The sequence below is a fragment of the Burkholderia sp. YIM B11467 genome, from assembly GCF_052952715.1.
In genome coordinates this window covers 89,747-115,978 of the sequence record NZ_JBQVSQ010000012.1, presented here as the reverse complement: position 1 = coordinate 115,978, position 26,232 = coordinate 89,747, and the positions used below count along the sequence as shown (strand labels likewise).

24 protein-coding genes are annotated in these 26,232 nt (G+C 68.5%); 6 read left to right on the top strand and 18 right to left on the bottom strand.

All coding sequences use genetic code 11. The annotated features are described in order from the left end of the window. Window positions 1–3: 3 nt before the first annotated feature. From sctR to ACTRWB_RS31655, 3 genes are all read left to right on the top strand, one after another. Window positions 4–678, top strand: coding sequence for a type III secretion system export apparatus subunit SctR (gene sctR / locus ACTRWB_RS31665; RefSeq protein ID WP_129515392.1), 675 nt, complete (start codon window positions 4–6; stop codon window positions 676–678). Beyond that, window positions 675–1,466 (top strand): lytic transglycosylase domain-containing protein, encoded by a 792-nt coding sequence (locus ACTRWB_RS31660; RefSeq protein WP_193100104.1) that lies wholly within the window; start codon window positions 675–677, stop codon window positions 1,464–1,466. The genes sctR and ACTRWB_RS31660 overlap by 4 nt, the downstream gene beginning before the upstream one ends. Before the next feature lie 111 nt (window positions 1,467–1,577). Beyond that, entirely contained in the window at window positions 1,578–1,715 is a 138-nt protein-coding gene (locus tag ACTRWB_RS31655; protein ID WP_446904170.1) for a hypothetical protein, read from the top strand. A 58-nt stretch (window positions 1,716–1,773) separates the two neighbouring features. Here the strand turns inward: ACTRWB_RS31655 and asnB are convergent, their stop codons facing one another. The 15 genes from asnB to ACTRWB_RS31580 all read right to left on the bottom strand — a co-directional run bounded on the left by asnB (window position 1,774) and on the right by ACTRWB_RS31580 (window position 18,096). After that, window positions 1,774–3,741, bottom strand: a complete 1,968-nt coding sequence (gene asnB / locus ACTRWB_RS31650; protein WP_446904169.1) for an asparagine synthase (glutamine-hydrolyzing) — start codon at window positions 3,739–3,741, stop codon at window positions 1,774–1,776. Between the two features lie 235 nt (window positions 3,742–3,976). After that, window positions 3,977–5,008 (bottom strand): EscU/YscU/HrcU family type III secretion system export apparatus switch protein, encoded by a 1,032-nt coding sequence (locus ACTRWB_RS31645; RefSeq protein ID WP_446904168.1) that lies wholly within the window; start codon window positions 5,006–5,008, stop codon window positions 3,977–3,979. An 18-nt stretch (window positions 5,009–5,026) separates the two neighbouring features. Then, complete coding sequence (sctT, locus tag ACTRWB_RS31640; RefSeq protein WP_193100101.1) at window positions 5,027–5,836, bottom strand: type III secretion system export apparatus subunit SctT; 810 nt, start codon at window positions 5,834–5,836, stop codon at window positions 5,027–5,029. Then, a complete protein-coding gene (locus ACTRWB_RS31635; protein WP_446904167.1) occupies window positions 5,830–6,525 on the bottom strand; it encodes a hypothetical protein in 696 nt (231 codons plus the stop codon). Before ACTRWB_RS31635 ends, sctT begins: the two co-directional genes overlap by 7 nt. Further along, window positions 6,518–7,897, bottom strand: a complete 1,380-nt coding sequence (sctN, locus tag ACTRWB_RS31630) for a type III secretion system ATPase SctN (protein WP_446904166.1) — start codon at window positions 7,895–7,897, stop codon at window positions 6,518–6,520. The genes ACTRWB_RS31635 and sctN overlap by 8 nt, the downstream gene beginning before the upstream one ends. Continuing rightward, window positions 7,894–8,523 carry a type III secretion system stator protein SctL gene (gene sctL, locus ACTRWB_RS31625; RefSeq protein WP_048245598.1) on the bottom strand — a complete coding sequence of 210 codons (630 nt, stop codon included), beginning with the start codon at window positions 8,521–8,523 and terminating at the stop codon, window positions 7,894–7,896. Before sctL ends, sctN begins: the two co-directional genes overlap by 4 nt. Beyond that, complete coding sequence (locus ACTRWB_RS31620; protein ID WP_446904165.1) at window positions 8,505–9,254, bottom strand: SctK family type III secretion system sorting platform protein; 750 nt, start codon at window positions 9,252–9,254, stop codon at window positions 8,505–8,507. Before ACTRWB_RS31620 ends, sctL begins: the two co-directional genes overlap by 19 nt. Then, window positions 9,251–10,138, bottom strand: a complete 888-nt coding sequence (gene sctJ / locus ACTRWB_RS31615) for a type III secretion system inner membrane ring lipoprotein SctJ (protein ID WP_129515399.1) — start codon at window positions 10,136–10,138, stop codon at window positions 9,251–9,253. The genes ACTRWB_RS31620 and sctJ overlap by 4 nt, the downstream gene beginning before the upstream one ends. 52 nt (window positions 10,139–10,190) lie before the next feature. Then, the gene (locus tag ACTRWB_RS31610) at window positions 10,191–10,667 is read right to left on the bottom strand and encodes a hypothetical protein (RefSeq protein ID WP_193100097.1); all 477 of its coding nucleotides are present in this window, start codon (window positions 10,665–10,667) and stop codon (window positions 10,191–10,193) included. A 148-nt stretch (window positions 10,668–10,815) separates the two neighbouring features. Next, window positions 10,816–11,031 (bottom strand): hypothetical protein, encoded by a 216-nt coding sequence (locus ACTRWB_RS31605; protein WP_048245594.1) that lies wholly within the window; start codon window positions 11,029–11,031, stop codon window positions 10,816–10,818. Between the two features lie 141 nt (window positions 11,032–11,172). Continuing rightward, on the bottom strand, window positions 11,173–12,519 hold the full coding sequence (gene sctD / locus ACTRWB_RS31600; RefSeq protein WP_446904164.1) for a type III secretion system inner membrane ring subunit SctD: 1,347 nt from the start codon (window positions 12,517–12,519) through the stop codon (window positions 11,173–11,175). Next, window positions 12,500–14,539 carry a type III secretion system outer membrane ring subunit SctC gene (gene sctC / locus ACTRWB_RS31595; RefSeq protein WP_446904163.1) on the bottom strand — a complete coding sequence of 680 codons (2,040 nt, stop codon included), beginning with the start codon at window positions 14,537–14,539 and terminating at the stop codon, window positions 12,500–12,502. Before sctC ends, sctD begins: the two co-directional genes overlap by 20 nt. Then, complete coding sequence (sctS, locus tag ACTRWB_RS31590) at window positions 14,539–14,817, bottom strand: type III secretion system export apparatus subunit SctS (protein ID WP_152856901.1); 279 nt, start codon at window positions 14,815–14,817, stop codon at window positions 14,539–14,541. Before sctS ends, sctC begins: the two co-directional genes overlap by 1 nt. Further along, window positions 14,814–17,021: a type III secretion system export apparatus subunit SctV gene (gene sctV, locus ACTRWB_RS31585; RefSeq protein ID WP_446904162.1), complete on the bottom strand. Its 2,208-nt coding sequence runs from the start codon at window positions 17,019–17,021 to the stop codon at window positions 14,814–14,816. Before sctV ends, sctS begins: the two co-directional genes overlap by 4 nt. 241 nt (window positions 17,022–17,262) lie before the next feature. Then, entirely contained in the window at window positions 17,263–18,096 is an 834-nt protein-coding gene (locus ACTRWB_RS31580; protein WP_419689010.1) for a helix-turn-helix transcriptional regulator, read from the bottom strand. 282 nt (window positions 18,097–18,378) lie between these two features. Here ACTRWB_RS31580 and ACTRWB_RS31575 point away from each other — a divergent pair, with 282 nt between their 5' ends. Beyond that, on the top strand, window positions 18,379–19,284 hold the full coding sequence (locus ACTRWB_RS31575) for a helix-turn-helix transcriptional regulator (RefSeq protein ID WP_129515407.1): 906 nt from the start codon (window positions 18,379–18,381) through the stop codon (window positions 19,282–19,284). 119 nt (window positions 19,285–19,403) lie between these two features. Here the strand turns inward: ACTRWB_RS31575 and ACTRWB_RS31570 are convergent, their stop codons facing one another. Then, on the bottom strand, window positions 19,404–21,050 hold the full coding sequence (locus tag ACTRWB_RS31570) for an NRAMP family divalent metal transporter (RefSeq protein ID WP_129515408.1): 1,647 nt from the start codon (window positions 21,048–21,050) through the stop codon (window positions 19,404–19,406). Between the two features lie 116 nt (window positions 21,051–21,166). Next, window positions 21,167–21,304 carry a hypothetical protein gene (locus tag ACTRWB_RS31565; RefSeq protein ID WP_164992047.1) on the bottom strand — a complete coding sequence of 46 codons (138 nt, stop codon included), beginning with the start codon at window positions 21,302–21,304 and terminating at the stop codon, window positions 21,167–21,169. Window positions 21,305–22,374: 1,070 nt separating this feature from the next. On the opposite strand from ACTRWB_RS31565, the gene ACTRWB_RS31560 reads away from it, so the two are divergent. Next, window positions 22,375–22,644: a hypothetical protein gene (locus tag ACTRWB_RS31560; RefSeq protein WP_446904161.1), complete on the top strand. Its 270-nt coding sequence runs from the start codon at window positions 22,375–22,377 to the stop codon at window positions 22,642–22,644. 108 nt (window positions 22,645–22,752) lie between these two features. Then, window positions 22,753–24,240, top strand: coding sequence for a carbohydrate porin (locus tag ACTRWB_RS31555; protein WP_446904160.1), 1,488 nt, complete (start codon window positions 22,753–22,755; stop codon window positions 24,238–24,240). A gap of 90 nt (window positions 24,241–24,330) precedes the next feature. Here the strand turns inward: ACTRWB_RS31555 and treA are convergent, their stop codons facing one another. Further along, the gene (gene treA, locus ACTRWB_RS31550) at window positions 24,331–26,046 is read right to left on the bottom strand and encodes an alpha,alpha-trehalase TreA (protein ID WP_446904159.1); all 1,716 of its coding nucleotides are present in this window, start codon (window positions 26,044–26,046) and stop codon (window positions 24,331–24,333) included. Window positions 26,047–26,232: the final 186 nt, after the last annotated feature.

The following is a 26,232-nucleotide window of genomic DNA, read 5'->3' as shown; positions in this document are numbered from 1 at the left end:
GCGATGGGCAACCTGCCGAATCCGGTCGCGCTGATCGCGGTGATCGCCGCGCTCGGCGTCGCGCCGTTCGCGGCGCTGATGGTGACGAGCTACACGAAGCTCGTGGTCGTGCTGGGCCTCCTGCGCTCCGCGCTCGGGATCCAGCAGGTGCCGCCGAACCTCGTGCTGAACGGCATCGCGCTGATCCTGTCGCTGTTCATCATGGCGCCCGTCGGGATGTCGATCCGCGACGCGCTGCAGGCCCGTCATTTCGACGCATCGGGGCAACTGTCGACCGCCGACATCGGCGCGCTCGCCGATGCCGCGTTGCCGCCGATCAAGGATTTCCTCGTGTCGCACACGCGACAGCGCGACCGCGAATTCTTCGTGCGCACCGCGACGTCGGTCTGGCCGAAAAACCGCGCGGACGGCATCAAGGACGACGACCTGCTCGTGCTAGTGCCGAGCTTCACGCTCGCCGAGCTGACGAAGGCGTTCCAGATCGGCTTCGTGATCTATATCGTGTTCATCGTCGTCGACCTGCTGGTCGCGAACATCCTGCTCGCGCTCGGGATGCAGATGATCTCGCCGACGACGATCTCCGTGCCGTTCAAGCTGCTGCTGTTCGTCGCACTCGACGGCTGGTCGCTGCTCGTGCACGGGCTCGTGATGTCCTACCGCGTGGCGGGCGCGGGATGAACGCGCGCGGCCTGCGCACCGCCGCCGCATGCCTGTGCGCGCTGGCCGGGCTCGCGCTCGCATTCGCCGGCATGCAGCCGCGCATCGCGCAGGCGGCCAGCGGCGCGGGTTTCGCGCAACTCGCACGTGCGTGCGCGCCGAACGTCGATCCCGACACGCTCGCCGCGCTCGTGCGCACCGAATCGGGCTTCAATCCCTATGCGATCGGCGTAGTCGGCGGGCACCTGACGCGCCAGCCCGCATCGCTCGACGAGGCCCGCGCGACCGCGCGCGAACTCACGTCGCGCGGCTTCAGCTACAGCGTCGGCCTCGCGCAGGTGAACGAACGCAATTTCTCGAAATACGGGCTCGACGAAGCGACGATGTTCGAGCCGTGCCGCAACCTGCAGGCCGGCGGCGCGATCCTGACCGAATGCTTCGCGCGCTCGTCGGGCACCGGCCGCGCCACGCAGGCCGCGTTGCGCGCGGCGCTGTCGTGCTACTACAGCGGCAACTTCACGACGGGTTTCTCGAGCGGCTACGTGAGCCGCGTCGTCGCAAGCGCGCAGCGCAACGCGCGCGAAGGCGGCATCGAACCGATTCCCGTCGTGAGCGACACGCCGCCGCCCGAGCGCCGGCGGCGCATGGAAGCCGCCGCCACCACGCCGCCCGAACGCGCGCGCCGGCTGGCATCGCCCGCGGCATCCGCCGATGCGCCGTCGTGCCATGCACGCCCGGTGATGATGATGTGCCACGGGCTGCCGGCAAACCAGGCGAAGCGGCTGTGTGTGCGATGTCTCGATCAGTGAACAGGTACAGCGCGGGCAAGCACACGCACCGTCGCCATCGTCATCGCCATCGTCAGCAGTTCGAAGTTTCGATCCAGATCGCGCCGCACGTCACGTAGCGGGGCCACCCGAATGTCGCACGCCGCCCCTCGCGCGATGACGCGCGGCGAGCAGGATGCGCATGCGTCGAGCGGGATCCTGCAGCGCGATCCGCCGGCCGGCGGCGATCCCGGCGATTTGACGATCGGCACGCCGCCCAACGTCGGCTGAATGCCGGCTGAATTTCAACCGGATGGCCGGAAACCCCGACCACCCGCAGCGCGCCACCTCACCCCGCGCGCTGCGCCTCCAGCCACGACTGGAACATCAGCACCGTCCACAACTGGTGCTGCCAGTTCATCCGGCCGGTCTGGTGCTGCCGCCACAGACGCTCGACCGCGGCCGCGTCGAAGAAGCCTTCTTCACGCAACCGCGACGGCCGCAGCAACGCCTCGGCCCAGTCGCGCAGCGCGCCGCGCAGCCAGTGATCGACGGGCGCGCAAAAGCCCTGCTTCGGCCGGTCGATCAGCGCGGACGGCACGTAGCGGTCGAGCAGCCGGCGCAGCAGCGCCTTCGACTGCCCTTCCGGCAAGCGCACCGACGCCGGCACGCGCCACGCGAATTCGACGACGTGATGGTCGAGGAACGGCATGCGCGTCTCAAGGCTCACGGCCATCGCCGCGCGATCGACCTTCGCGAGAATGTCGGTCGGCAAGTACGTGAGCGTGTCGATCGCCATCGCCTGCTCGGCGAAGCTCAGGTGCGCGGGCCACGCGGATACCGTGTCGAGCGGCGTCGGCGGCTCCTGCCCCGACAGCGCGAGACGCTCGGGATGATGCACCGACGACATCAGCAGCCGGTACAGGCCGATCCGGCTCTCGGCCGTCATCACGTGACCAAGCTTGTGCAGGCGATCGCCGATGCGGGTCGCCGATTCACGTGCCTCCACGCCGCCCCATGCACCCTGCGCGACGGCCGCGAGCTGGTCCGCATGATCGGGCCGCAGCGCATGCAGCGCGGCGGCGATCCGCGCGCGCACGGCCGCCGGCACGCGATGCAGCTTGCGCCACAGACGCGGCGTCAGGAAGTAGCGCGTATAACCGCCGAACAGCTCGTCGCCGCCGTCGCCGGACAGGCTCACCTTCACGTGCCGGCGCGTCATCTCCGACACGAGAAAGGTCGGGATCTGCGACGCATCGGAGAACGGTTCGTCGTAGATCGACGGCAGCTTCGGCACGACGTCGAGCGCATGGTCGGCGGTCACGTAGAGTTCGGTATGGCGCGTGCCGAGATGGCGCGCGACGGCCTTCGCATAACCGGCCTCGTCGTAGCCGGCTTCGTGGAAGCCGATCGTGAACGTGTCGACCGGCGTCGCCGATTGCGCCTGCATCAGCGCGACGATCGCGGACGAATCGACGCCACCCGACAGGAACGCACCGAGCGGCACGTCGGCTTCCATCTGCCGCGCAACGGCCTGGCGCAGGACCGCGTCGAGCTGGCCGACGGCGTCCTCGGCATTGCCCTCGAACGGCTGCGCGCGGCCGCTCTCGATTGCCTGTTCGAGCGTCCAGTACGCGCGCAGGCGCGGCGTGTCGCGCGCATGCTCGAACTGGATGAACGTGCCGGGCGGCAGCTTGCGAATGCCGCGATAGATCGTGTACGGCGCCGGCACGCTCGACTGGCGCAGGTACAGGCACAGCGCGTCGCGATCGATCGTGCCGTCGAAGCCCGGATAACCGCGCAGCGCCTTCAACTCGGACGCGAACACGAGCGCGTCGCCGATCCGGCCGTAATAGAGCGGCTTCTCGCCGATCCGGTCGCGCGCGAGCGTCAGCACCCGCGATGCGCGATTCCACAGCGCGAACGCGAACATGCCGGTCGCGCGCCGCAGCGCCGCCTCGACGCCCCACGCGACGATCGCCGCGATCAGCACCTCGCTGTCGGAGTGGCCGCGCCACGCCGGTGCGCGACCCGCGCGCTCCAGCTCCGCGCGCAGCTCGCGATGGTTGTAGATTTCGCCATTGAAGACCATGACATAACGACCGCACGCGGACGCCATCGGCTGCCGGCCGTGGGCCGACAGGTCGACGATCGCAAGCCGCCGGTGGCCGAGCGCGATGCCGGCCTCCGGGTCGACCCAGATCCCCTGCCCGTCCGGCCCGCGATGCGCCAGGCTCGCCGTCATGCGCGCGAGCGTACCGCGCGCTGTCTCCTCATCGAAGGCGACGCTATTCAAGAAGCCGTCGATTCCGCACATTTGATTTGTTCGCCCCTGTTGACCTGTTCCGTCACGCATGGCGCAACCTCGCGGCCCGCCGTCCGGCGTGACGATCGAGCCATATTACGAAGAAATAATTCAGCAATAATTCACCGGTGAATCCAGGTGAACGCCGAAAAATAAATCACGTCAAGCGCCGCGCGCACGGTCATGCAAAGGGGCCATATCGAATGGGAACAGCGAAGGCAGGCCCACGGGCACGGCGCGGTGCGCGTCAACCCGCGCCGGTCGCCCATTTCAGCAACTGCGCGACCTCGCGGAAATGCTGCTGCTGGATCGTGCCGTTTTCGGGCGTCGATTCGTACAGCGCCTGCGCGAGCCCGACGTTCGCGAGCGTCGGGCGCAGCGCGTCGCGCGCGGCACGCACGATCCGCTCGGCCGCCTCGCCTTCGCCGCGCGCGAGCACCCACGGCAGCGTGCCGATCCCGCCGTAATAGAGCGCGACCGCGACGCGCGGCGAATAGACGACCACCGACGCGAAGCCGATCCGGTCCGGCAGCGACGCGAACTGCGCTTCGCGCGCGAGCTGCCGGCGCTTCGACTCGATATGCGGATCGCCTTCGTCTTCCTTGTGCTCGCGCCGCACTTCGTCGATCGACATCTTCATCTTCTGGTTGAACTCGTGCCGCTGGTGCACGATGTCGATCAGCGCCATCACGATATAGATCAGCCCGGCCCAGCCGAACAGCATCATCAGCAGCTTCACGATCAGCGCGAGGATCGAGATCGGCCGCGTGAAACCGGACTGCACGGAAGGGTCGAGCGACTCGACGATCAGCCAGCCGAGCGTCGCGACGAGCAGCACCGTCTTCAGCAGCATCTTCACGAGGTTGACGAGGTTGCGCATCGACCACAGGTTCTTCATCCCCTCGGCCGGATTGAGCCGCGACAACTGCGGCACGAGGCGGCTCCACGCCATCACGCCGCCGACCTGCACGAAACCCGCGAGCAGGCCCGCCAGCAGCCCGGCCGCGACGATCTGCGCGGACAGCGTCGCCCAGTCGCGCGCGGCGCCGTCGATCAGCACCGCGATGCGCGCGGACGGGTCGGCCGCGCCGGTCGCATCGAACACGAGCCGGAACAGCGCCTGCAGCCGCGCGAATAGCGAACCGATTCCAACCGCGAGCGCGACGCACACGCCGACGAAAAACGCCGACGAAATCGTTTCCGCGCTCTTCGGCACATCGCCCTTCTCGCGCGCCTCGCGCAGGCGCTTCTCGGTCGGCTTCTGGTCCTTTTCGGCCATGTCGGCTCCGTCGTGCGCTCAGCCGCCGCCGTGCGCGGCGAACAGCGCGTGCAAGAGCGCCATCAGCCCGCTGTCGGGGCTCAGCAGCGAATGCAGCGACGCGTACACCACCGGCAGGAACAGCATCATCATCAGCAGCGCGAGCGCGCTCTTCAGCGGCTGCGAGAACACGAAGATGTTGAGCTGCGGCACCGCGCGCCCGACGAGGCCGATGCCGAGTTCGACGAGCACCAGCACGATCGTCACCGGCGCGGCGAGCTTCACCATCCATTCGAAGATCGTGTCGGTCTGCCGCACGATGAAGGTCTGCAGCATCGACGAGAAATCGGGGCCGAGCGAGCCGATCGGCCACCACGCGTACGACTGCGCGAACAGCTGCACGAGCACCTGCAGCCCGCCCGCGGTGACGAACAGCGCGATCGCGACGAAATTGAGGAAGCCCGACGTCGGGCCGCCCTCGTGCCCGCCCATCGGATCGAAGAACGCGGCGCTGCCGCTGCCGGTCTGGAAGTCGATCAGGTAACCGACGCCCTGGATCGCGAACAGCACCGCGCTGAACGCGCCCGCGAGCAGCATGCCGACCACCGCTTCCTTCGCGACGAGCAGGCACCACATCAGGAACGGCAGCGCGGCCACCTGCGCGGCGTCGATCGCCGGCGCGACGAACGCGGCGATCACGACGGCGATCCCGTTGCGCACGAGGCCCGTGATGATCTGCTCGTTGAACACCGGCACGACGAACATGATCGGCAACAGGCGCGGCATCACGTAGAGCAGCGGCCGCAGCATGCCCGCGACATCGTTGAAACCCGCAGCCTGGTCTAGCATCGACGCTCCGCGGCAGCGGATGCAGCATCGTCGGCCGCATCGGTTGGGTCGACTGCATCGGCTGCGTCGGCTGCATCGGTCATGCCGGCCGCGGCGGTTTCCGCATCGGCCGGCGGCGCGGCCATCTCGGCGTCGAACGCGGCGGCCACGTCCGGTGGCGCAGCGTGCCCGGACGCGTCGCTCGCCCCGGCCGCCCATGCGCCGGGCGTCGCGAAGCGCCGCACCGCGTACCCGTCCGCCACTTCGTCGGCATCGCGCTCGACCCGCGCGGCGCGCGCGTGCTGCGCCTTCTCGCCGGCCTTGTCGAGCTTGTCCTCGGCGGCCTTCGCCTTGCGTGCGGCGCGCTGCAGGTCGGCGAGCGTCGCCTCGTGGCCGCGATGCACGTGCGCGGCCTCGCTCACCGACGCGTTCGCGGTGCCGATATGCCGGTCGAACGTGCGCGTGTCGGCGGCCGCGTTCTGCAGCGCGCGCGCCTCGCGCAGGTCGTCGACGAGCCGCGTCTGGATCGCGGCCTTCGCGGCGACCTGCGTGGCGAGCTGCGCGTGCGCGGCCTCGAGCGTGCGGCGGCTTTGCGCGGCGATGCCCTGCTGGCGCGCGGCCGCGACGCGCGCGATCTGGCTGCGCATCTCGCGCACGCGCTTCAGGCGCGCGAGCGTCGCGAGCACGAGGCGGTCGTCGGCTTCAGACATGATCGTCCGCCAGCTTCGTCAGCTTCGCGAGCAGCGCGTCGAAGCGCACGTCCTCGTCCGACGCCTGCGTGCAGAACGCGCCGATCGCGTCGCGCGCGCGCAGCGCGAGATCGCCGAGCCGGTCGCTGCCCTCGCGATACTCGCCGATCTGCACGAGCAGCTCGATCTCCTGGTACTTCGCGATCAGCTCGCGCACGCGTGCGGCCGCATGCTGGTGCGCGCGGCTCGCGACGAGCGGCATCACGCGCGACAGGCTCGCGAGCACGTCGATCGCCGGATAGCGGTTCGCGAGCGCGATCTTGCGCGACAGCACGATATGGCCGTCGAGGATCGAGCGCACTTCCTCGGCGATCGGGTCCGATTCCTCGTCGCCTTCGACGAGCACCGTGTAAAGCGCGGTGATCGACCCGTTCGCGCCCTGCCCCGCGCGTTCGAGCAGGCGCGGCAGCACCGCGAACGTCGACGGCGGGAAACTGCGGCGCGTCGGCGGCTCGCCGCTCGCAAGGCCGACCTCGCGCTGCGCGCGCGCGAAACGCGTCAGCGAATCGACGAGCAGCAGCACGCGCTTGCCCGCATCGCGGAAATGCTCGGCAATCGCGGTCGCGACGAGCGCGGATTTCACGCGCTCCATCGCGGGGCGATCGGAGGTCGACACGACGACGATCGAACGCGCACGCACCTCGGGCGACAGGCTGTGCTCGATGAATTCGCGCACCTCGCGGCCGCGTTCGCCGACGAGCGCGATCACGTTCACGTCGGCCTGCGCGCCGCGCGCGATCATCCCGAGCAGCGTGCTCTTGCCCACGCCGGACGGCGCGAAGATGCCGACGCGCTGGCCGATGCCGAGCGTCATCAGCCCGTCGATCACGCGCACGCCGGTGGGAAACGGCGTGTCGATCATCTTGCGCGCGAGCGGGTTCGGCGGGTCCTGCTGCGTCGACACCCATGCGGCGCCCGTCACCGGCCCGCGATCGTCGAGCGGCCGGCCGAGCCCGTCGAGCACGCGGCCGAACAGCCCTTCACCTACGGGAAACACATGCTCGCGCCCGGACGGCACGACGGTCGTCTCGGGCGACAGCCCGGCCACGTCGCCCAGCGGCGTGAGCAGCGTCGTCTGCCGCGAAAACCCGACTACCTCGGCGAGCAGCGTCGGCTGGTTCGGCGTGCGCAGCTCGCAGATCTCGCCGAGCCGCGCGCGGATGCCCGTCGCGTTCAGGATCTGCCCGACCGCGTGATTGACGCGGCCCTGCACCGACACCGGCGAGAAGAACGCGAGCCCCGCGTCGAGTTCGCCGACGAGGCGGCCGCGATCGAACGGCGCGCCGTCGTCGTCACCGCCGAACGGCTGCGGATCGTCGAGCGGCGCGTTCATCGCGCGGCACCCTTCAGCGCATCGCGGCGGATCGCCTGACGCAACGCGTCGATCTGCAGGTCGAGGCTCGCATCGATGCGCCCGGACGGCGTCTCGACCGTGCACGCATGGCGTTCGAGCTGCGCATCCTCGACGATGCGGATCTTCTGCCGGTTCGACTGCCCCGCGAACGCGCCGTCGAGCGCATCGCGCATCTCGTCCTTCCGGCCGGGCGCGATCCGCACGATCAGGAACGCCTCGTCGCGCACGAGCGGCGCGATCCGCGCCAGTGCGGCCTCGTACAGCGTCTGCGTGCTCATCTCGCCGACGATCGCGCGCACGGCCTTCACGACGATGTCGGCCATCGCATCCTTCATCGTCTCCATCGTGCGCGTGGCGGCGAGCGCTTGCGTGTACGCCTGCGCGGCCTGCTCGCGCTGCGCGCGGCGCATCCCTTCGTCGTAGCCGGCCGCCTGCCGCTTGTCGAATTCGCGCTGCGCGTCGGCGACGATGCGCGCGGCTTCGTCGTGCGCGGTCGCGATCACCGCGGACGCGTCGAGCAGCGCCGCGTACTCGCGCTCCTTGAGCACCTTGCGCTCCGACAGCAGCTGCAGGTTGTCGCTCGTGATCAGAAAAGCCAATCCCATGACGCTAGCCTCTCGGGAATCAGAAACAGGAACAGCAGTTCGCCGAACTGGTCGCGCTGCGCGCGGTTCAGCCAGTAAGGCGCCTCGTCGTCGATCGCGCGGTTGAATTTCAGGCGCACGCGCCGCGCAACCGCATCGCCCGCCACGCCGATGAAATCCGCGAGCAGCCGCCCACCGCGCGCGCGGATCACCCCGGGCAGCGCCGCGGGATCGGCGCGCCACGGCTCGAGCGTTTCGGCGAGCGCGCCGAACTCTGGCGCGCGGTCGAGCGCGAGTTCCAGTGCGTCACCGCCGAGCCTCGCCGCGATTTCCGCGCGGATGCGCCGCGCGGCCAGCGCGTCGCGCAGCCAGTGGCGATGCAGCAGCAGCCCCGCATACGCGGCCAGCTGCTCGAGCGCCGCGCCCGGCAGCAGCGCGAGCCGCGCGCACGGGTTCGCGACGTCGAAGTCGTGCCGGCCCGCCACGCCGTTCAGGTCGAGCAGGTGCCGCGCCAGCAGCTTGCGGCCGGCCGCGCCGAACGCGTCCGGCGAACGGTAGCGTGCGGGCCAGTCGGCCGGCACGCGCGTCACGTGCAGATAACGATCGGGCCGCAGGTTGAAATCGCAGACGAGCGCATGAAACGCCGCGCGCCGCGCGACGGGCGGCGGCGCAAGCGGCTGCAGCCAGGGCAGCGGCGCCGCGTCGGGTTGAGCCGAAACGTCGCCCGACGGCAGCGCGTGCGGATCGCTCATGCGCCGTCGCGCGCGCCGTCCGGCGTGCGCAGCCCGCCGCCGGCCTGCTGCGCCGACGCGCCGCCGACGCCGTTCGACCCGCGCGGCGCACCGAGCAATCCGGCAAGCCGCGCGCCGAACATCCCGCGCCGCGCAGCCGACAGCACGATCACCGCGCCGGTCAGCAGGATCAGCGCGAACACGAGCCAGCCGAGCGGCGAGCGCAGCCGCACGATGTCCGACACCGCGCTGCCGATTCCGTCCACGCGCGTCGCGCGCGCGGCGGCCGGCTGCAGGAACAGCGACACGTTGTCGTACTGCAGCCCTTCGATGCTGTGCGCGACGAGATCCTTGACCATCGGCGCCATCGCGCGCAGGTCGACGCCGGGCCGGTAGCGGATATACACGGCCGCCGACGACGGCTTGATCTTGTCCGCGAGCGGATCGTTCTCCGGAATCACGACCTGCACGCGCGCGACCACCACGCCCTCGATGTCCTGCAGCGTGCGCGACAGGTCCTGCGATACGCCGTACAGGTAGCGCACGCGCTCCTCGGCCGGCGTCGACACGAGGCCCTGCTTCTGGAACAGCTCGCCGAGGCTCGCATAACTCGGCTTCGGCAGCCCGTTCGCCTGCAGCACGGTGAGCGCCGACTGCATGTCGCCGTCCGCGACGCTCACCAGCCACGCGTTGCGGTCCGACGTGTCGCGCGCGTCGTTGTCCTTCGACGCGCTGATGCCCGCGTCGCCGAGCACCGCGACCATCTGGTTCGCGTCGCGCTCCGACAGGCCCGAGTACAGCTCCTTCTGGCACCCGGCCAACAGCACGAGCAGCCCCGCGAGCAGCGCACGCGCCGCCCGGCTGCGCCACGCATGCGCGCGTGGCGTCGAATCGATCGTCGTCATCGTTTGTCCGCTTCATGGCGCGTGAGGCCGGTTCCGGCCCGCACGCGCCCTGTCACTCCTGCGTCTTCAGCACCGTGTGCGTGAAGCCGTTCGCCGCCTGCGCGACCGACAGGCTCAATTGGTATTCCGAAATGGTGGTGGTCGCCGTCCACTGGAAGTCCATCGCCTTCACCATCGTCATCAACGGATCGCTGCGGCTGTCCGCCATCGACGTCAGCATCTCGCCGCGATGCTTGTCGATGTTCGCGTACCGCGTGTCGAGATCGTTGCCGTAAGTGCGCAACCGCTCGACCAGCGACGACTGGTTCGCCTGCGCGGGCGTCATCTGCACGGCCGGCGCCGCATCCGCCGGCGCGCGCGACATCGCGACGCCCGACGAAGACGGCGGCGCGGCCGGCGATGCGCCCGGCTGCATCAGCGCATCGAACTGGCGCACCTGCGCCGGATCGGACGCCGAGCCCGTCTGCTGCGCGGCGCTCGCGAGCGCGGCCGCGCCCGGGGGCGCCGCGCCTACGCCTGTCACTGACATGATCTATGCCCTCCTTGGCTGGCAGGCGCCGGACCGGATCGGTCGGGCCCGCCCGGAACAGGCCGGCCGGCACGCGCGCATCCGCCCCGGGTGCCCTTCGCGGGCAGACCCGGCGCACGGCGACGCGCGGCGCGGCCGGCGACCGGCGTCATGCGCGGCCGGCGGAACTCAGGTGTTGCGCAACCTGGGCGTTCGCCGTCCCTTCCTGCGCTGTCACTGCGTTGCTGGTTTCGAACGTCGCGGTCGACTGCTGGACCTGGAAGTTGATCTTCGTCAGTTCGAGCTGCGTCTTGGTCAGGTCGTCCGCCTGCTGCTGGACCTGGTTCGTGTTGGTTGCGCTGGTGCTGCTGGTCGGGCCTGGCATGATTCGCTCCTTTACGTGATGTCCATCCATCTTCCGGCGGCGGCCCCATGCCCCGCCGGCGACGTGAGCCGCCGCACGCGTGCGGCGTCCCGCGTAATGCGCGCACCGCCGGTTACGCGATGCGCATGACCTGTCGCGGCGCTAGTGCGCCGCCTCCTTCGAGGCCCCGGTCGCCGCCGCGTCCTGCAGCAGCGTCGGCCCCGGCACCGGTTGCGCGACCCCGGCCGCCGCGCCGCTCGCGAACGGCGGCACGGGCGGCGCCGGCGCCTGCTCGGGCGCGTTCGCCGACGGGCCGCCGAGCGGCATCGTGATGCGCTGGCCGTTGCGCTCGAACACGACTGCGTCCGGACCGATCGACGCGACGACCGCGCCCTCCTTCAGCCGCGCGCCTTCGAAATAGCGGCTGCCGTCGGCCGTCTCGATATAGCGCTGGTCGCCGTCGCCCGCGAACACGGTCGTGATCTCCGGAATGCCGGCCATCCCGCCCAGCGTCGTCGCCGTGTGCGGCGCGGCCGGATCGGCATCGGCATCGCGCACGCGATCGACCACTTCGAGCGCCGGGCGCGCGTCCTTCATGTAGTTGCGGATGCGCGGCTCGATCTGCGCGCGTGCGGCCGCACCCGTCAGCTCGATCCGGCCGCGGCCGAGATAGGCGACCGTCAGCGCGGTATCGCTGAAATAGGTCTGCGCGGTCGCGACGAGATCGCTGACCACATAGATGTTGCCGAGCGCCGCGTTGTCCACGCCCGCGACGATCTGCGCGACGCGTTCGCGCGCGGCCGGGTCGCTCACGTAGCCCGACACGATCACGCCGTCGTCGCGCGGTGCGACGGCCAGCTCCGGATACGCGTGCAGCAGTTGCTGCAGCCGGTGCGTGCGCGCGAGCACCGATTCGTGCTGCCACGGCAGGCGCCCCGACCACGTGACGAAGCCGTAGCCGAGCGCGCCGAGCAGCACGCCGATCCACAGCGCGACCAGCGCGATCACGAGCCGCCGGCTGCCGAGGCGGCGCAGGCCGCCCGTGAGCCAGCCGAGCCACGCGGCCTCGCGCGCGGCATCCGGCGCGTCGGCTTCGTCGGGTAGCGCGACGCTCGCCTGCGCGTGCCGCGCGATGCCGAGCCGGATCGAGCCGACCGTCACCACGTCGTGCGGCGTCATCGAGCGGCGACCCGCGCCGAGCGGTTCGTCGTTGAACAGCACCGGCGCGCCGGCCTCGCCGCCGTGGTTCTGCACGGTCACCGCGAGCGCGCCGACCTGCAGGCACACCTGTTTCGCGCCGATCTCGCGATCGGGCAGGATCACTTCGCAATCGGCCGCGGTGCCGACCCAGTTCGCGCCGCGCGCGAGCGACATCGTGCGGCCGTACATCGGCCCGCTCAGGAAGCACAGGTTCCACGGCGACGCGAGCGCGGCCGGCCCTGCCGCCGCGCCTCCCGCGCCGCCGGGCAATGCGCCGTCGCCGTGCGGGTCAATGATGGTCGTCGACATGGGTGGAGGCTCCTGCGGTCGTCGTCGCCGGCTGCGCCACCACGTCCTTCGGCGGCGGCAATGCGGGCGGACCGAACTTCGTGCCGGGCAGCGGCTTCGGCGTCAGCGGCACCACGACGTCGTTGTCCGGCGGGCGATACATCGACACGCCTTCCGGATTGGCCGGCCCGTCCACGCCCGGGTTCACGGGCGAGCCGTCCGGCGCGTACATCGACGCGCTCGTCACCACGCGCGGCGTCAGCAGGTAGAACCGCTCCATGTGGTTGCCCGACTTGTCGGTGTACTTGAACAGGTTGCCGATCAGCGGAATGTCGGACAGCCAGGGCACGCCGCTCTTGTTCAGCTTCACCTCGTCGTCGTTGAACCCCGCAATCAGCAGGCTCTTGCCCTCGTCGATCATCGACTTGGTGACGATGTTGCGCTGCTGGATCACCGGGATGTTCGACACGGCCTGCCCCTGCACGACGTTGCCGTCCTGGATGTCGATCGACATCATCACGCTCTGCGGATTGCCGGATACGGCGGCCGCGTTGCGGATCGCCTCGTCGACGATCATCGGCGTCACCTTGATGCTCGTGCCGGTCGTCACGCTGTACAGCGACGAATCCTGGTAACCCTGCACCTGCACGTAGAACTGCGTGAGGTTCTCGAGGATCGCCTCGGTGTTGTCGAGCGCGAGCACCTTCGGTTTCGAACGCAACTGCGCCTGCCCCTTCTGCGCGAGTGCGTTCACGCGCGTGAGCAGGTAGTTGCGCAGCGAGCCGCCGATCGAGGCGGTCAGCGCGATGCCGGTCGGCAGGAAGGTGCCCGTCTGCCCGGTTTCCGACGTGCCGACGCCGAACGTCAGCGGCGGATTGCCCGAGCCGTTGTACTGCGTGTTGCCGTTCAGCGGATTCGCGCCGTTGCCGATCTGCACGTCGCCGTGCGTCGTGTGCAGGCGCCAGTCGATCCCGAGGCTGTCGAGCGAATCCTCGTTGATGTCGATGATCGTCACGTTGATCTCGACGATGCGCGGCCGCTCATCGAGCTGGTTGATCAGCGACTGGTAGCGATACATGTTCTCCGGCAGGTCGCGCACGATCACCGCGTTGATCGCCGGATCGGCGACGATCTGCGGCAGCGCGTCGCCGCCGCCGGCGTTCGCGAACGGCGAGAACCCGCCGACCGCGCTGCTGTCGCCGCTATAACCGCCCGCACGCGGGCCGCTGGAGATGTCGGGGAAGTCGAGGCGCGGCACCGCGATCGTCAGCCCCGAGCCCAGCTTCACCTGGCGCGCGGCCTGCCCGAGCGGCGTGCTCGACGGCAGCGCGCTCGTGCCGCCGCCCTTGCCGAACAGCCGGCTCAGGATCGTCGCGACGCCCGGCACCGTCACTTCCTTGCCCGAGCGGTTGATCGTGAAATCCGACGCCCAGCCGTACCTCAGCCGGAACGCGCGGATGTCCGCGTGCGCGCCGTTCGCCGACGGATCGCCGACCGAGCCGACCGCCTGCCGCACGAGTTCGACGTAGCGGCGCGGGCCGGCCACGTACACGCTGTTCGAACGATCGTTGATCACGAGCGTGTAGCGCTTGTCCGGAATCTGCATCGCCTGCAGCGCGCGGCCGATTTCGCCGGCCGCATTCGGCGGGATCGGGATCATCTGCGTCTGCGACTGGTCGGCCGGATCGACGTAGAGGAACGAGCCGTCGTAGTACCACGTGAGTCCGTAGGTCGAGCAGATCGTTTCGAGCGTCTCCTGCGGCGTGCCCGAGAAGCGGCCGCTGATTACGCCGTCGACCTTCGGGTCGACCACCGCCGTCACGCCCTGCGACGACGCGAGCTCGCGGATGAAGTCGCCGATCTTCTTGCCGTTCGCGACGATCGTGAACGGCTTGTTGCGCCAGCGCAGGTCCGCGGCGCGGGCCGTGTGCGCGGGCACCATGCACAGCGACACCGTGAGCAACGCGGTCGCGCACATGGCGAGCGCGGCCCGTTGCAGGCTGCGCGGTTGAAACCGGATCGGGGCGACGCTTCGATGCATCAAAGAACTCCAGTGGAAGAAACGAACATGCGTTCCAGCGCCTGCTGCGCGAAGCGCAGCACTTCGCCGCCGAGCCAGCCCGACAGCAGCACGAGTGCGACCATCACGGCGATCAACCGCACCGCGATGCCGATGTTGGCGTCCTGCACCTGCGTGACGGCCTGCAGGATTGCGACGATGAGGCCCGTGACGGTGGCGATCAGCACGATCGGCAGCGACAGCAGCAGCACGAGCATCAGCGCCTGGCGCGTCAGGTCGAGGATCGTCGAGCTCGTCATTGCACCGCTCCCGGCGCGCGCACGCCGGCGCCCGCGCCGACCGAGCCGTCGTCCGGCGGGTTCTTCACCCAGCCGACCGTGTGCAGCTGCACGTCCTCCTCGACTTCCTGGTACGACAGCACCGCGAGTTCGGGCAGCACCGGCTGCAGGATCGTCTTCACATAGCGGCGCGCGCCGAGCGCGACCATCACCGCGAGCCGCGCGGCGCCGTGCGTATTGCCGTGGCCGCCGGGGGCGGCCGCCTGCGCGGCCTGCACGATCGCGCGCACCTGATCGCCGATGTCCTGCTTGACCGCGCTCGACAGCGCGAGGAAATTGCCCTGCTTGGTGCGCATCACCGCGCTCTCGATCCGCTCCTGCAGGTTCTGCTCGAACAGCACGACCCGCAGCTGGCGCGTCGTGCCCGCATGGCGATCGGTGATCATCCGGCGCAGGTCGACGCGCACGAGCTCGACCAGCGCGATCACGTCGTCGGGTTCGTTCGGCGCCCATGTGATCAGGCTCTCGAAAATCACGCGCAGGTTGCGGATCGGCACCTGTTCGGCCAGCAGCCGGCGCAGCACCTCGGTCACGCGCTGCAGCGGCACGAGGCGCGTCAGCTCGCCCACGAGTTCCGGGTGCTCGCGGCGCACCAGATGCACGAGTGCCTGTGTCTCCTGGATGCCCAGCAGCTCGTCCGCGTGCTGGCGCACGATTTGCTCGACGTGCGCGGCGAGCGCGCTTTCGCTCGACAGCCACTTGCCGTCCGGCGCGGCGCCGTCGGGCTTGATCCACAGCGCGGTCGCGAACGGGCCGAACGCTTCGGCCGGCTGGCGCTCCGCGCGTTCGGGCAGCGGCGCGACGCCGTCCCACAGCAGCCAGCCCGGCTTCAGCGCGCCGTGCGCGGCGAGCACGTCCTGCAGGTAGATCCGGTACGTGCCGGCCGTAGCACCTTCGTCGTCGTTCAATGTGATGCGCGGAAACACCGTGCCGATATCCGCGTCGACGCGCGCTTTCGCGCTCGACAGCGCGGCCTGCAGTTGCGCGAGGTTCAGGCTCGTGCGCAGGTCGTCGGACAGCGACACCGCGATCAGCGACGTGACGCCCGCCGCGTGCGACACCTTCGCGGGCTGGCCGTCGTCGGCCGAGCCGACACGCCCCGCGACATGAATCAGGTTGAAGATCGGCGCCGTCGTCTTGCGCTTGAGCTGCGAGAACGCGAACGCGCCGAGGCCGAACGCGATCAGCGCGAACGACCATTTCGGAAAGCCGGGCACGACGAGAAAACCGGTCAGCACGAACGCCGCGATCAGCAGCGCGCGCGGATGCGCACCCAGTTGCTCGCCGAGCTGCTCGCCGAGCTGGCGCTGCCGCGCATCGCGCGTCGCGACGCGCGTCGTCACGATGCCGGCCGCGATCGACACGAGCAGCGACGGAATCTGCGACGCCATCCCGTCGCCGACCGTCAGGATCGCGTAACGCTGCAGCGCCTCGCCGATATCCATCCCGTGCATCAGCGTGCCGACCGCGATCCCCGCGACGATGTTGATGAACGCGATCACGAGCCCCGCAATTGCGTCGCCCTTCACGAACTTCATCGCGCCGTCCATCGCGCCGTGCATCTGCGATTCCTGTTCGAGCTTCTCGCGGCGCTCGCGCGCTTCGTCGGCGTTGATGATGCCCGCGCGCAGGTCCGCGTCGATGCTCATCTGCTTGCCCGGCATCGCGTCGAGCGAGAAGCGCGCGCCGACTTCGGCCACCCGCTCCGACCCCTTCGCGATCACGATGAACTGCACGACGGCGATCACGAGGAACACCACGCCGCCCACCACGACGTTGTTGCCGACGACGAGCCGCCCGAACGCGTCGATCACGTGGCCCGCGTTCGCGTGCAGCAGGATCAGCTTGCACGACGCGATGTTCAGCGCGAGCCGGAACAGCGTCGTGAACAGCAGCAGCGCGGGAAACGACGAGAAGCTGACCGCCGACGGCACGTAGGTCGACACCGTCAGCAGCACCACGCTCACGGCAAGATTCAGCGAAATCATCCCGTCGAGCGCGGCCTGCGGCAACGGCAGGATGAACAGCGCGACGACCGCGACGATGAACGTCGCGAGGAACAGGTCGGCGCGCGGCGATGCGCCCCCGAGACGCCGTCCGGACACGCCGCGGCCAGCGGAAAACAACCGCTGCCAGTCGCGGGGGAGCGCCTTCGGTTCTGCCATCGTGCCGTTGTCCTGTCGTTATTACCGGCTGGCACGGGCAATCCTCCCCCATGCTGCGCGGACCGTTGAATGGGACGAGTGTAGCGACGCGGGTCGATGGAAAAAGGAGTGCGCCTCGTAGCGTGAAAGCGCGTTTCCCGGCGGTGCTCGGATCGGACTACGAAACCCGGCGGCGCTTGCGGGCACGCGCCGCCGGAACCGCTTCCATCCTGCTGCGGTCCCTGCCGGCGCGCGCGTCAGGTCAGGGCTGCAGGCGCCGCGCGGCGAGGTACGCGAGCTGCGCGCGGTTCTGCACGTTGAAGAGTTTTTCGAGCGAGCGGATGTGGTGGCCGACCTTGTGCAGCGACGTGCGCAGCGCACTCGCGATCTCCTGGTCGGACAGCCCGTGCACGAGCCGGTCGAGCACCTGCTGCTGCTCGTCGCCGAGCGCGAAGCCGCGCATGCGCGCGATGCGCGCCTCGAGGAACGGCAGCGCGACGCGATGCACGGCGAGGCTCACCGACAGCGCCCCGCCGATCACGCGATCGTCGATCCAGTCGGTGCCGTGCGTCTCCGACGTCACGTTCACCGCGACGCGCAGGTCGAGGCGCGGCGCCGACAGGCTGAAGAGCACGCCGCTGTTCATCGCATGCGCGCGCAGATGGCCGGCAAGCGCCAGCACCTTGCGGTCGCCGTTGCCCTGCGCGGCCGACTCGATTTCGTCGAGCCGCCACGCGACCGGAAAGCCGCTCTGCCGCACCTGCGCGAAACGCGGGTCGCTTTCGTAGAGCATGCCTTCGATAAACGGCTGCATGAACGTCGCCGGCGCGAGGTCGCGCAGCAGATGCGCGCACAGGATGCGCCGCCCGATCATTTCGTACGCACCGTAACTGAGCGTACTGAAACCGATTTGCCGCAATCGCGCATGGCATTGCACGAAATCGACCGGCGCGAAGTCGGTTTTACCGGGTGCAATTTGAATTCCGGTAAAAACGTCACGCTCGATTGCCTGATATTCACTCGAATAAGCGGCTGCGGCCGTTATATCGGCTTGCGAAAACCATTCGACGCGTGGTGCGCCGTCAGCATGTGTCATGAGGAGCCCGCCCTTTCCCAATATGTGAACTGCGCCCCGTCACGATCTGGTCTTTTCTTTATGATTTTCTGGCCGTCGTTATATGCGTGCGAATATGAAACTTTCGCCGCAATTAGTATTACGGCATATTACGCGTACACGGGCATTTTTGTACAATGCCCCCGCGTTTCGTCAGGGATGACGATCGGCGCAAATCAAAACGATGCTCGATCGCACCGCCGCGAATGCCGCATACGATACGGCCGCCGCCAGGCGATGCGCGTCGATTCCGAGGGATGGCTCATGTCCGATATTGCATTGCATGAAGAAGCGGTCGCCCCAGTTTTTCCCCGCCCGCCGCGCGGGTTGAACACATGCGCGGACGCGCTGCGGGAGCGTAGCGTGCAGGTCGTCTGGTGCGACGACGTGAAGCGCGGCGATATCGCGCAACCGCACGCGCCGAAGCTCGGCGTCGCCGATACGCTCGCGCTCGCGCAGAGCACGGCCGAGCGCAACCGGATCGTCACGAGCCTGCTGCATCTGACAGGCTTTTCGACGTTCGCGTATTTCGCGCTCGAATTCGCGCGCGAGCGGGTCGAGAGTCTCTACCTGCACGAAGCGTTCACGCCGGCCACCTATCGCGGCGACTACGTGCGCCACAACCATCACGACGTCGATCCGCGCACGCTCGGCGCACGCGTATGCAACATGCCGATCGTGTGGGACCTGCAGCAGCTGCGCCGCGAGCATCGCGAGCGCGACGACGCCCCGCGCGTGACGCCGGCCGCGCTCGAGGGTTTCCTGCAGACGATGCAGGACGACGGGATGTGCAGCGGCATCATGTATTCGATGGCCGTGCCCGGCACGCGGCTGCACGCGTTCATGAGCTTCACCGCGCCGCGCCGCACGCGCGAATGGATCACGCCGGCGACGATCGAGCAGGCGTTGTCGATCGGGTTGTCGGTGCACAAGTTCGCGTCGCCGCAACTGATCTCGACGTCGCGCGAGCGCGCGGTCAACGGGCTCACGCCGTTCGAGCAGGAACTGCTGCTCGGCATCGCCGAAGGCGCGTCCGACAAGGAAATCGGCCGGCGCCTCGACACCAGCGCGCACAACGTCGACTATCACCTGCGCAAGCTGCGCAAACGCTTCGGCGTCGCGAACCGGATCCAGCTCACGTACCTGACGTCGAAGCTCGAACTGATCTGACCGCCGCGCGGCGCTTGCGGAAAGCGCACGCGTAAACGCACATGCCGGCCTCACGGCCGGCATGTGCGGGTTGCGGCGCGGTGCCGGGTCCGGCGCCGCTTCCGGGACAACGTCCTGCGTTACTTCATCAGCGTCATCTGCACGACCTTCACGATCACGAGACCGACCGCGATCACGAGATAACCGCGCAGCACGGTCATCCACACGCGCGTCGTCAGCGTCATCTTCTGCGGCTCGAGCGTCTCGAGCGGCGGCATGCGCCACGTGTCGCGCTGCGAGCGATCCACGCCCGGTTCGACAACGCGCTTGTAGCGGCGGATCAGTACCGACACGAGATAACCGACGATCGCGAACACGCTGCCGCCCACCAGCACGTCGAGGATGGCCTCGCCGCTGATGTCCGGATACATCACCGACGCGGTCAGGATGATCGACAGCATCACGAGCACCCAGATCACCGCGCCCGTGAACACGTTGAGCTTCGTCGAGTTGATCCACGGGCCGAGCACCTGCCGGTCGTTGCAGAGCAGCAGCAGGAACACGGTCGCGCTCGGCAGCAGCACGCCCGCGAGCGTCTGCACGGCTTCCGTCAGCAGGCCGAGCGGGCTGCCCGGGATCAGCACCAGCGCCGCGGCGGCCGCGACGATGCCGAAGTAGACGAGATAGAAGCCCTTCGCATCCGACACGTTACGGTGCAGCGAGTGACGGATCTTGAACACGTCGCCGATCGCATAGGCGGTCGACAGCGACACGGCCGCGGCACCGATGATGCACGCGTCGAGCAGCGCCACCGCGAACAGCGTCGCGCTCGTGCGGCCCGCATATTTCTCGAGCCCTGCGATCACGCCGCCGGCGTCGGTGAAGTTGCCGAATTCCGGATGACCCGCGAACAGCTGGGCCGAGAACGCGATCATCGCAACGGCGCCCACCAGCACGAAGGCGATACCGATCCACAGGTCGGCCTTTTCATACTTCATGAAGCGCGGCGTGATGCGCTTGTCGATCACGTAGCTCTGCTGGAAGAACAGCTGCCATGGCGCAACCGTCGTGCCGACGATGCCGATCACGAGCAGCATCACGTCCGACAGCTTGGCGTGCGCGGGCCAGTTCGGCACGAAGAAGTCGCGCGTCATCTGTGCGACCGGCGGATGGATCGACACGAGCACCGGCACGAGCAGCAGGCTCAGCAGGCACAGCCCGATCGCGAACCGCTCGAATCGCCTGAAATCCCCGGTACTCACCGCGGCCATCGTCAGCGCGGCGGCCACGCACACGCCGGCCACCTTCGGCAACCCGAAGAAATCCAGCACGAACGTGATGCCGATGAACTCGGTGACGATGGTCAGCGCATTGAGCAGGAACAGGTCGATCACGCTGAACGCACCCCAGAACTTGCCGAAGCGCTCGAAGATCAGGCGTGCATGGCCGACGCCCGTGACCGCGCCGAGGCGCAGCACCATTTCCTGGTTCACATACAGCACGGGCACGAGCAGCAGCAGCGTCCACAGCAGCGTCGTACCGTAGTTCTGGCCGGCCTGCGTATAGGTGCCGAATGCGCCGGCGTCGTTATCGCCGACCATCACGATCAGGCCGGGGCCGATGATCGCGAGCAGCGTGCGCAGGCGCGCCCACCACGTGCCGCGTGCACCGGTGTCGTGACGTGCGATCGTACCGAGCGCACCGCGGATGTCGCCCAGGTGGGCTTCGTCGAGAACGGCGCTGCGTTCGGCGGCGATCGGTGGAGAAACGTTGGATGGCGTGGACATGATTTATTCCGTACGGCTAATGGTTATCTGATGAGCGTGTGACCTTGGAATGCGCGCGGGGCGGCCGCTCGATGGCGGCCGCGCGTGCGCATGCCGAGGCGCGCTCGGCGCTTCTTTCAGTGGAACAACGATTTCAGCTGGTTCAGCAGGCGGGAGAACACCCGCGGACGGGCGTCGAGCGTCAGCATCCCGTCGTAGTGGGGACGCGATTCCGTGACGTGCGGAAGGTTCGACAGCAGAAGGCCGAAGTTCATGGTCTGGCTCCGTGCGGCGACGGCAGGCGTGCCGGCCGCGTGGTGGGTGCGGGGCCAGTCCGGGGCCTGAACGATGGGTCAGGCTAGTCGGCCGGATTGTCCCTGCGACCCGGGTTCAAAAGGGTCTGTGCGTGTAACGGGCATAAGGGACAACTGTCACTGTCGTTCATGGCGGCTCCTGTGCGGTGTTCCGGAGAACACGGTTGACCGCCGACCGGTTTGGCGGCCAGCATTCGCGAACCCGGAAAAGGCGTGCGCGAACGCGGCCGCCTGCCAGGCGGCGGAGAAACCGGACGGCGCATGCGAAAACGCATCACGCTAACCGGCGCGAATCAGGGTGCACGTAGGGAGTGACTGCGGAATACTGCTGCGCGCACCGTTTGCCTGGGGGACAAACGGCGGCTTCGATGAGGCGCGGACGTCGGTCGCTCAGGCGGAAATTTCGGTCGAAGATCGACTACTGCAGGCGTCCAAGGCGGCGGCCCCAAGAGTGAAGATGCCGGATTCTATGGATCGCCCGAAAGTGAAGTCAACCCCTCGAAACCCCATTTCTCGAAATAAATTTCCCGTTTCGGGACACTGAAAGATTTGCCCTTGCAACCACGTGCCGAAACCTTTCAGCCCGTCATGAAACGGTCATCCGTCGATGCGCGCGAACAACGACGCGACGTCCGTCGTCGTCCTGAACCTCGCCGGTCCCGCGCCGGAACGGACCACCGCGGCGCTCGCACAACGCGCGTCGCTTTTTATGCGTTTTTTACTTGCACCGCAGCAAAAGTCACGACTACAATCCGCCCCAATTCATCAAGGGAGTCCCTCCGTGGACACATGTTCTAGTTGCAGTTGGATGCCGGTCCAGGCCGGCCAAGCCATCGCGAGATAGCAGCCAGACGCATGTCTTTCGCCGCTAACTCGCATTCATCGGGTTAGCGCGCTTCCCCCCGAGCCGGCCATCGCCGGTTCGTCCGTTGCACGCTCCATTACGTTCCACCCTCCGACCGCAGGCCGCGTCACGCGCCCGCGCTCGAACACGTCGTCCGGCATCCGCCGGACCGGACGGAGGCAGCGTCATGTTTTTTCAATCGTTCGCGGTCAGACTCAAGCGCATCGTGCACGTCGCGTGCGACCGCTCGTTCGTTTCCGGCCTCTCGCCGCTCGCCCACGCATTCAGCAACTGGCGCGGCACGGCGCTCGCCCATGTGCCGGCCGTGCCCCGCCCGCTCGACTGCGCACTGGTCGCCGCGATGGCGGCCTCGATCGCGCTCGTCGCGCTGCTGTGCTCGGCCGCGTCGCGCCTCGGCTTCGCACAGGTGTGGCGCGTCGGCGGCTGGTTGCCGTAAGCCCCGCACCGCGCGGCGGTGCGTTGTGCCACATACCGCCGCGCCACGCTTTCAGTACGACGTTTTCATTTCTTCAGCCCAACTAATCAAACCACCGACGGAACCCACATGAAGAACTACCTCGAACCTGTCCCGCGCAAGCCGCATCTCAATGCGCTCGCCGCGCTGCTGCTGTCGCTCGCCGCCGCGCCCGCGTTCGCGCAATCGTCGCAGCCGGCCGCGGCCGAACCGGCGGCCGGCGCCAGCGATGCCGCCGCGCCCGCACAACAGGCCGCCGATGCTGCCGCGCCCGCCCCTACCGGCTTCTGGGAGCGCTCGAACCTGCTCGGCAACATGGGCGGCCTGCGTGACCTGCTCGGCGATCACGGCGTCACGCTGAGCCTGCAGGAAACCAGCGAATACCTGTACAACACGTCCGGCGGCACGAACCGCGGCGGCGCGTACCAGGGGCTCACGCAATTCGGTTTCAACGTCGACACGGGCAAGGCGATCGGCCTGCCGGGCGGCACGTTCAACGTGTCCGGGCTGCAGATCCACGGCACCAACCTCACGCAGCGCTACCTGCAGACGCTGCAGACCGCGACCGGCATCGAAGCGAATTCGACCACGCGCCTGTGGGAGCTCTGGTACCAGCAAGCATTCCTCGACGGCAAGGCCGACGTGAAGATCGGCCAGCAGAGCGTCGACCAGGAATTCATGGTGAGCCAGAACGCGGCGACGTTCATGAACGCCACGTTCGGCTGGCCCGTGCTGCCGTCGACCGACCTGCCGGCCGGCGGCCCCGCGTATCCGCTGTCGTCGCTCGGCGTACGGCTGCGCGTGAAGCCGGCCGACGCGTGGACCGCGATGATCGGCGTGTTCGACGGCAACCCGGCCGGCCGCACCGACGGCGACGCGCAGGTACTGAACGCGCACGGCACCAACTTCAACCTGCGCAGCGGCGCGTTCGTGATCGGCGAAGTGCAGTACGCGCTGAACGCACCGCCGGCCGATCCGAAGGCGCCGCAACCGGCCGGCCTGCCCGGTACCTACAAGCTCGGCTTCTGGTATCAGTCGCAGCACACGAACGACCCGCGCTACGGCACCGACGGCCTGTCGCTCGCGAATCCGGCGAGCAACGGCATTCCGGCGACGCATCGCGGCAACTACAGTTTCTATGCGGTCGCGGACCAGATGGTATGGCGGCCGTCGGCGGACAGCCCGCGCTCGGTCGGCGTGTTCGCACGCGTGATGGGCGCGCCGGGCGATCGCAATACCGTCGATTTCGCCGCCAATGCAGGCGTGACGCTGAAGGCACCGTTCAAGGGACGCGACAACGACGTCGCGGGTCTCGCGGTCGGCTACACGAAGATCGGCTCGCATGCGCGCGGCCTTGACGGCGACACCGGCGTCTACACGACGCCCGGCTATCCGGTGCGCCGCGCGGAGACGGTGGTCGAGGCGACCTATCAGTACCAGGTCACGCCGTGGTGGCAACTGCAGGCCGACCTGCAGCACTTCTTCCGTCCCGGCGGCGGCATCCCGAACCCGAACGCGGCCGGCGCGCGCATCGGCGACGAAACGGTGGTCGGCGTGCGCACGACGATCACGTTCTGACGCGTCCTGTATGCGGACACGGGCCGGACGGCCGCTTGCGCGACAGTCCGACCCGTGCATTTTCCTGCAACGCGCGGCACACGCCGCGCATCACTCGCCGTACAGCCCCTGCAGTTTCAGCGTGACGCCGTTGGTCCAGCCGAAGCCGTCCTGCAGCGGATATTCGCCGCCCCCGCCGCCACCCGTGCCGGCACCTTCGACCACGTACTTCTCGACGAGCTTGCCTTCGGTTGCATACACATGCTTCACGTCGGACAGGAAGCGCGTGCCGATGTCCTTCGCGAGCGCCGGTTCGCCGTAACGGCGCAGCCCTTCGATCGCGATCCACTGCAGCGGCGCCCAGCCGTTCGGCGCGTCCCATTGCTGGCCGGTGTTCGCGGTCGTGGTCGCAAGGCCGCCCGGCTGCAGCAGCGTGTTGCGTACCTCGCGCGCGGTCGCCTTCGCGCGCTCGGGCCACGCGACACCCGCGAACAGCGGATACAGCGCAGCCGCCGTCACGCCATCGCGTGGCTTGCGCAACTGCCAGTCGTAGTCGCCGTAATAGCCGTGGCGGTTCCACAGATAGTGGTTGATCGCGGCAGCGCGCCGTGCCGCCCGCCCTGAAAAATCGCTCACGCATGCGACGTCGCGCGTGACGGTACAGCCCTTCACGATCGTCGTCTCGAGATGGAACATCAGGCTGTTCAGGTCGACCGGCACGATCGACGTCGTGCGGATCGTCGCGAGCGTCTTGCCGTCGCCGAACCAGCGCGAGCTGTAGTCCCAGCCGCTTTCGGCGCCCGCGCGCAAGTCGCGGTACACGTCGTTCGCCGGACGGCCGGGCGCCGACTTCGCGGTCGTCACGTCCTCGAGATACGACTCGTCGCGCGGCGTGTCGCTCGCATCCCAGTAGCGGTTCAGCACCGCGCCGTCGGGCATCGCGACCACGTTGCGGGTGGCCTGCCCACGCGGCGTCGTGGTTTCGCCCTGCATCCAGTACGCATGTTCCTTGCGCAGTTGCGGCAGGTATTTCTGGTAGACCTTGTCGCCTTCGGCCTGCGCGGCGAGCGTGACCATGTACGCAAAAAACGGCGGCTGCGAGCGGCTCACGTAGTACGTGCGGTTGCCGTTCGGGATGTGCCCGATCGTGTCGATCAGATGGGCGAAGTTGTCGAGCATGTCGTCGACGAGATCCTCGCGCCCCGACACCTGCAGCCCGAGCATCGTGAAATAGGTATCCCAGTAGTAGCCTTCGCGGAACCGGCCGCCCGGCACGACGTACGGCTTCGGCATCGGAATCAGCGAACTGTAGGGCGGCACCGTCGTGCTCGTGCGTGTGAGTTGCGGCCACAACCAGTCGATGTGCTGGCGCAGCGTCTGGCCGGGCGGCGGCGTCACGCCGCCTTCCGGGGGCGGCGTGAAGTGCTGGCCGACGAACGCCTTCAGCGAGAAGCCCGGTTGCGATTTCTGTTGCTGATACAACTGCATGATCGTCGCGGGATCGGTATCGGGCGTCGCGTCGACGAAGGTCTTCTGGTCGGGATAGATCTGCGCGGTCTGCACCGCGACGAACAGGTCGCCGTAGAGCTGGCTCGGCGGCGGCAGCACCGCGCCGGACGCGGGGCCCGCGGCCGGCACGGCGGACTGGCTGGCCGCTTGCGTGGCGGCCTGGTTCGCATTGTCGGCCTGCGCGGCACAGCCGGCGACGGCGAGATACGCGACGGCCAGTGCAGCCGCCCAGCGCAGACGCGGCGCGGGTGGAGCAGAACCGGATGAGAGACTGGATGACAAGCGGGATGCAATCGATGCGGCACGACGTGACGTCATGACGTGTCCCCTCCTTTCGATGGTGAGTGGATCGGCACGAGGTCTCGTTCGCGCGCGCTCGTCTCGATGGCCCTCGATCGATGCGCGTCGTTGTATCCGGAATGCGAGTGAGGTCGACTGTCGCATGAAACGCGCACCGCACGCAAGTTTCGCGGTCGCGACTGCGAGCCGATGTCATGTGTCATG

Bases quoted from the DNA above. Each gene is read 5' to 3' on its own strand.
- sctR (WP_129515392.1), top strand. From the start codon at position 4: ATGGGCAACCTGCCGAATCCGGTCGCGCTGATCGCGGTGATCGCCGCG.
- ACTRWB_RS31660 (WP_193100104.1), top strand. From the start codon at position 675: ATGAACGCGCGCGGCCTGCGCACCGCCGCCGCATGCCTGTGCGCGCTG.
- ACTRWB_RS31655 (WP_446904170.1), top strand. From the start codon at position 1,578: ATGTCGCACGCCGCCCCTCGCGCGATGACGCGCGGCGAGCAGGATGCG.
- asnB (WP_446904169.1), bottom strand. From the start codon at position 3,741: ATGTGCGGAATCGACGGCTTCTTGAATAGCGTCGCCTTCGATGAGGAG.
- ACTRWB_RS31645 (WP_446904168.1), bottom strand. From the start codon at position 5,008: ATGGCCGAAAAGGACCAGAAGCCGACCGAGAAGCGCCTGCGCGAGGCG.
- sctT (WP_193100101.1), bottom strand. From the start codon at position 5,836: ATGCTAGACCAGGCTGCGGGTTTCAACGATGTCGCGGGCATGCTGCGG.
- ACTRWB_RS31635 (WP_446904167.1), bottom strand. From the start codon at position 6,525: ATGTCTGAAGCCGACGACCGCCTCGTGCTCGCGACGCTCGCGCGCCTG.
- sctN (WP_446904166.1), bottom strand. From the start codon at position 7,897: ATGAACGCGCCGCTCGACGATCCGCAGCCGTTCGGCGGTGACGACGAC.
- sctL (WP_048245598.1), bottom strand. From the start codon at position 8,523: ATGGGATTGGCTTTTCTGATCACGAGCGACAACCTGCAGCTGCTGTCG.
- ACTRWB_RS31620 (WP_446904165.1), bottom strand. From the start codon at position 9,254: ATGAGCGATCCGCACGCGCTGCCGTCGGGCGACGTTTCGGCTCAACCC.
- sctJ (WP_129515399.1), bottom strand. From the start codon at position 10,138: ATGACGACGATCGATTCGACGCCACGCGCGCATGCGTGGCGCAGCCGG.
- ACTRWB_RS31610 (WP_193100097.1), bottom strand. From the start codon at position 10,667: ATGTCAGTGACAGGCGTAGGCGCGGCGCCCCCGGGCGCGGCCGCGCTC.
- ACTRWB_RS31605 (WP_048245594.1), bottom strand. From the start codon at position 11,031: ATGCCAGGCCCGACCAGCAGCACCAGCGCAACCAACACGAACCAGGTC.
- sctD (WP_446904164.1), bottom strand. From the start codon at position 12,519: ATGTCGACGACCATCATTGACCCGCACGGCGACGGCGCATTGCCCGGC.
- sctC (WP_446904163.1), bottom strand. From the start codon at position 14,539: ATGCATCGAAGCGTCGCCCCGATCCGGTTTCAACCGCGCAGCCTGCAA.
- sctS (WP_152856901.1), bottom strand. From the start codon at position 14,817: ATGACGAGCTCGACGATCCTCGACCTGACGCGCCAGGCGCTGATGCTC.
- sctV (WP_446904162.1), bottom strand. From the start codon at position 17,021: ATGGCAGAACCGAAGGCGCTCCCCCGCGACTGGCAGCGGTTGTTTTCC.
- ACTRWB_RS31580 (WP_419689010.1), bottom strand. From the start codon at position 18,096: ATGACACATGCTGACGGCGCACCACGCGTCGAATGGTTTTCGCAAGCC.
- ACTRWB_RS31575 (WP_129515407.1), top strand. From the start codon at position 18,379: ATGTCCGATATTGCATTGCATGAAGAAGCGGTCGCCCCAGTTTTTCCC.
- ACTRWB_RS31570 (WP_129515408.1), bottom strand. From the start codon at position 21,050: ATGTCCACGCCATCCAACGTTTCTCCACCGATCGCCGCCGAACGCAGC.
- ACTRWB_RS31565 (WP_164992047.1), bottom strand. From the start codon at position 21,304: ATGAACTTCGGCCTTCTGCTGTCGAACCTTCCGCACGTCACGGAATCG.
- ACTRWB_RS31560 (WP_446904161.1), top strand. From the start codon at position 22,375: ATGTTTTTTCAATCGTTCGCGGTCAGACTCAAGCGCATCGTGCACGTC.
- ACTRWB_RS31555 (WP_446904160.1), top strand. From the start codon at position 22,753: ATGAAGAACTACCTCGAACCTGTCCCGCGCAAGCCGCATCTCAATGCG.
- treA (WP_446904159.1), bottom strand. From the start codon at position 26,046: ATGACGTCACGTCGTGCCGCATCGATTGCATCCCGCTTGTCATCCAGT.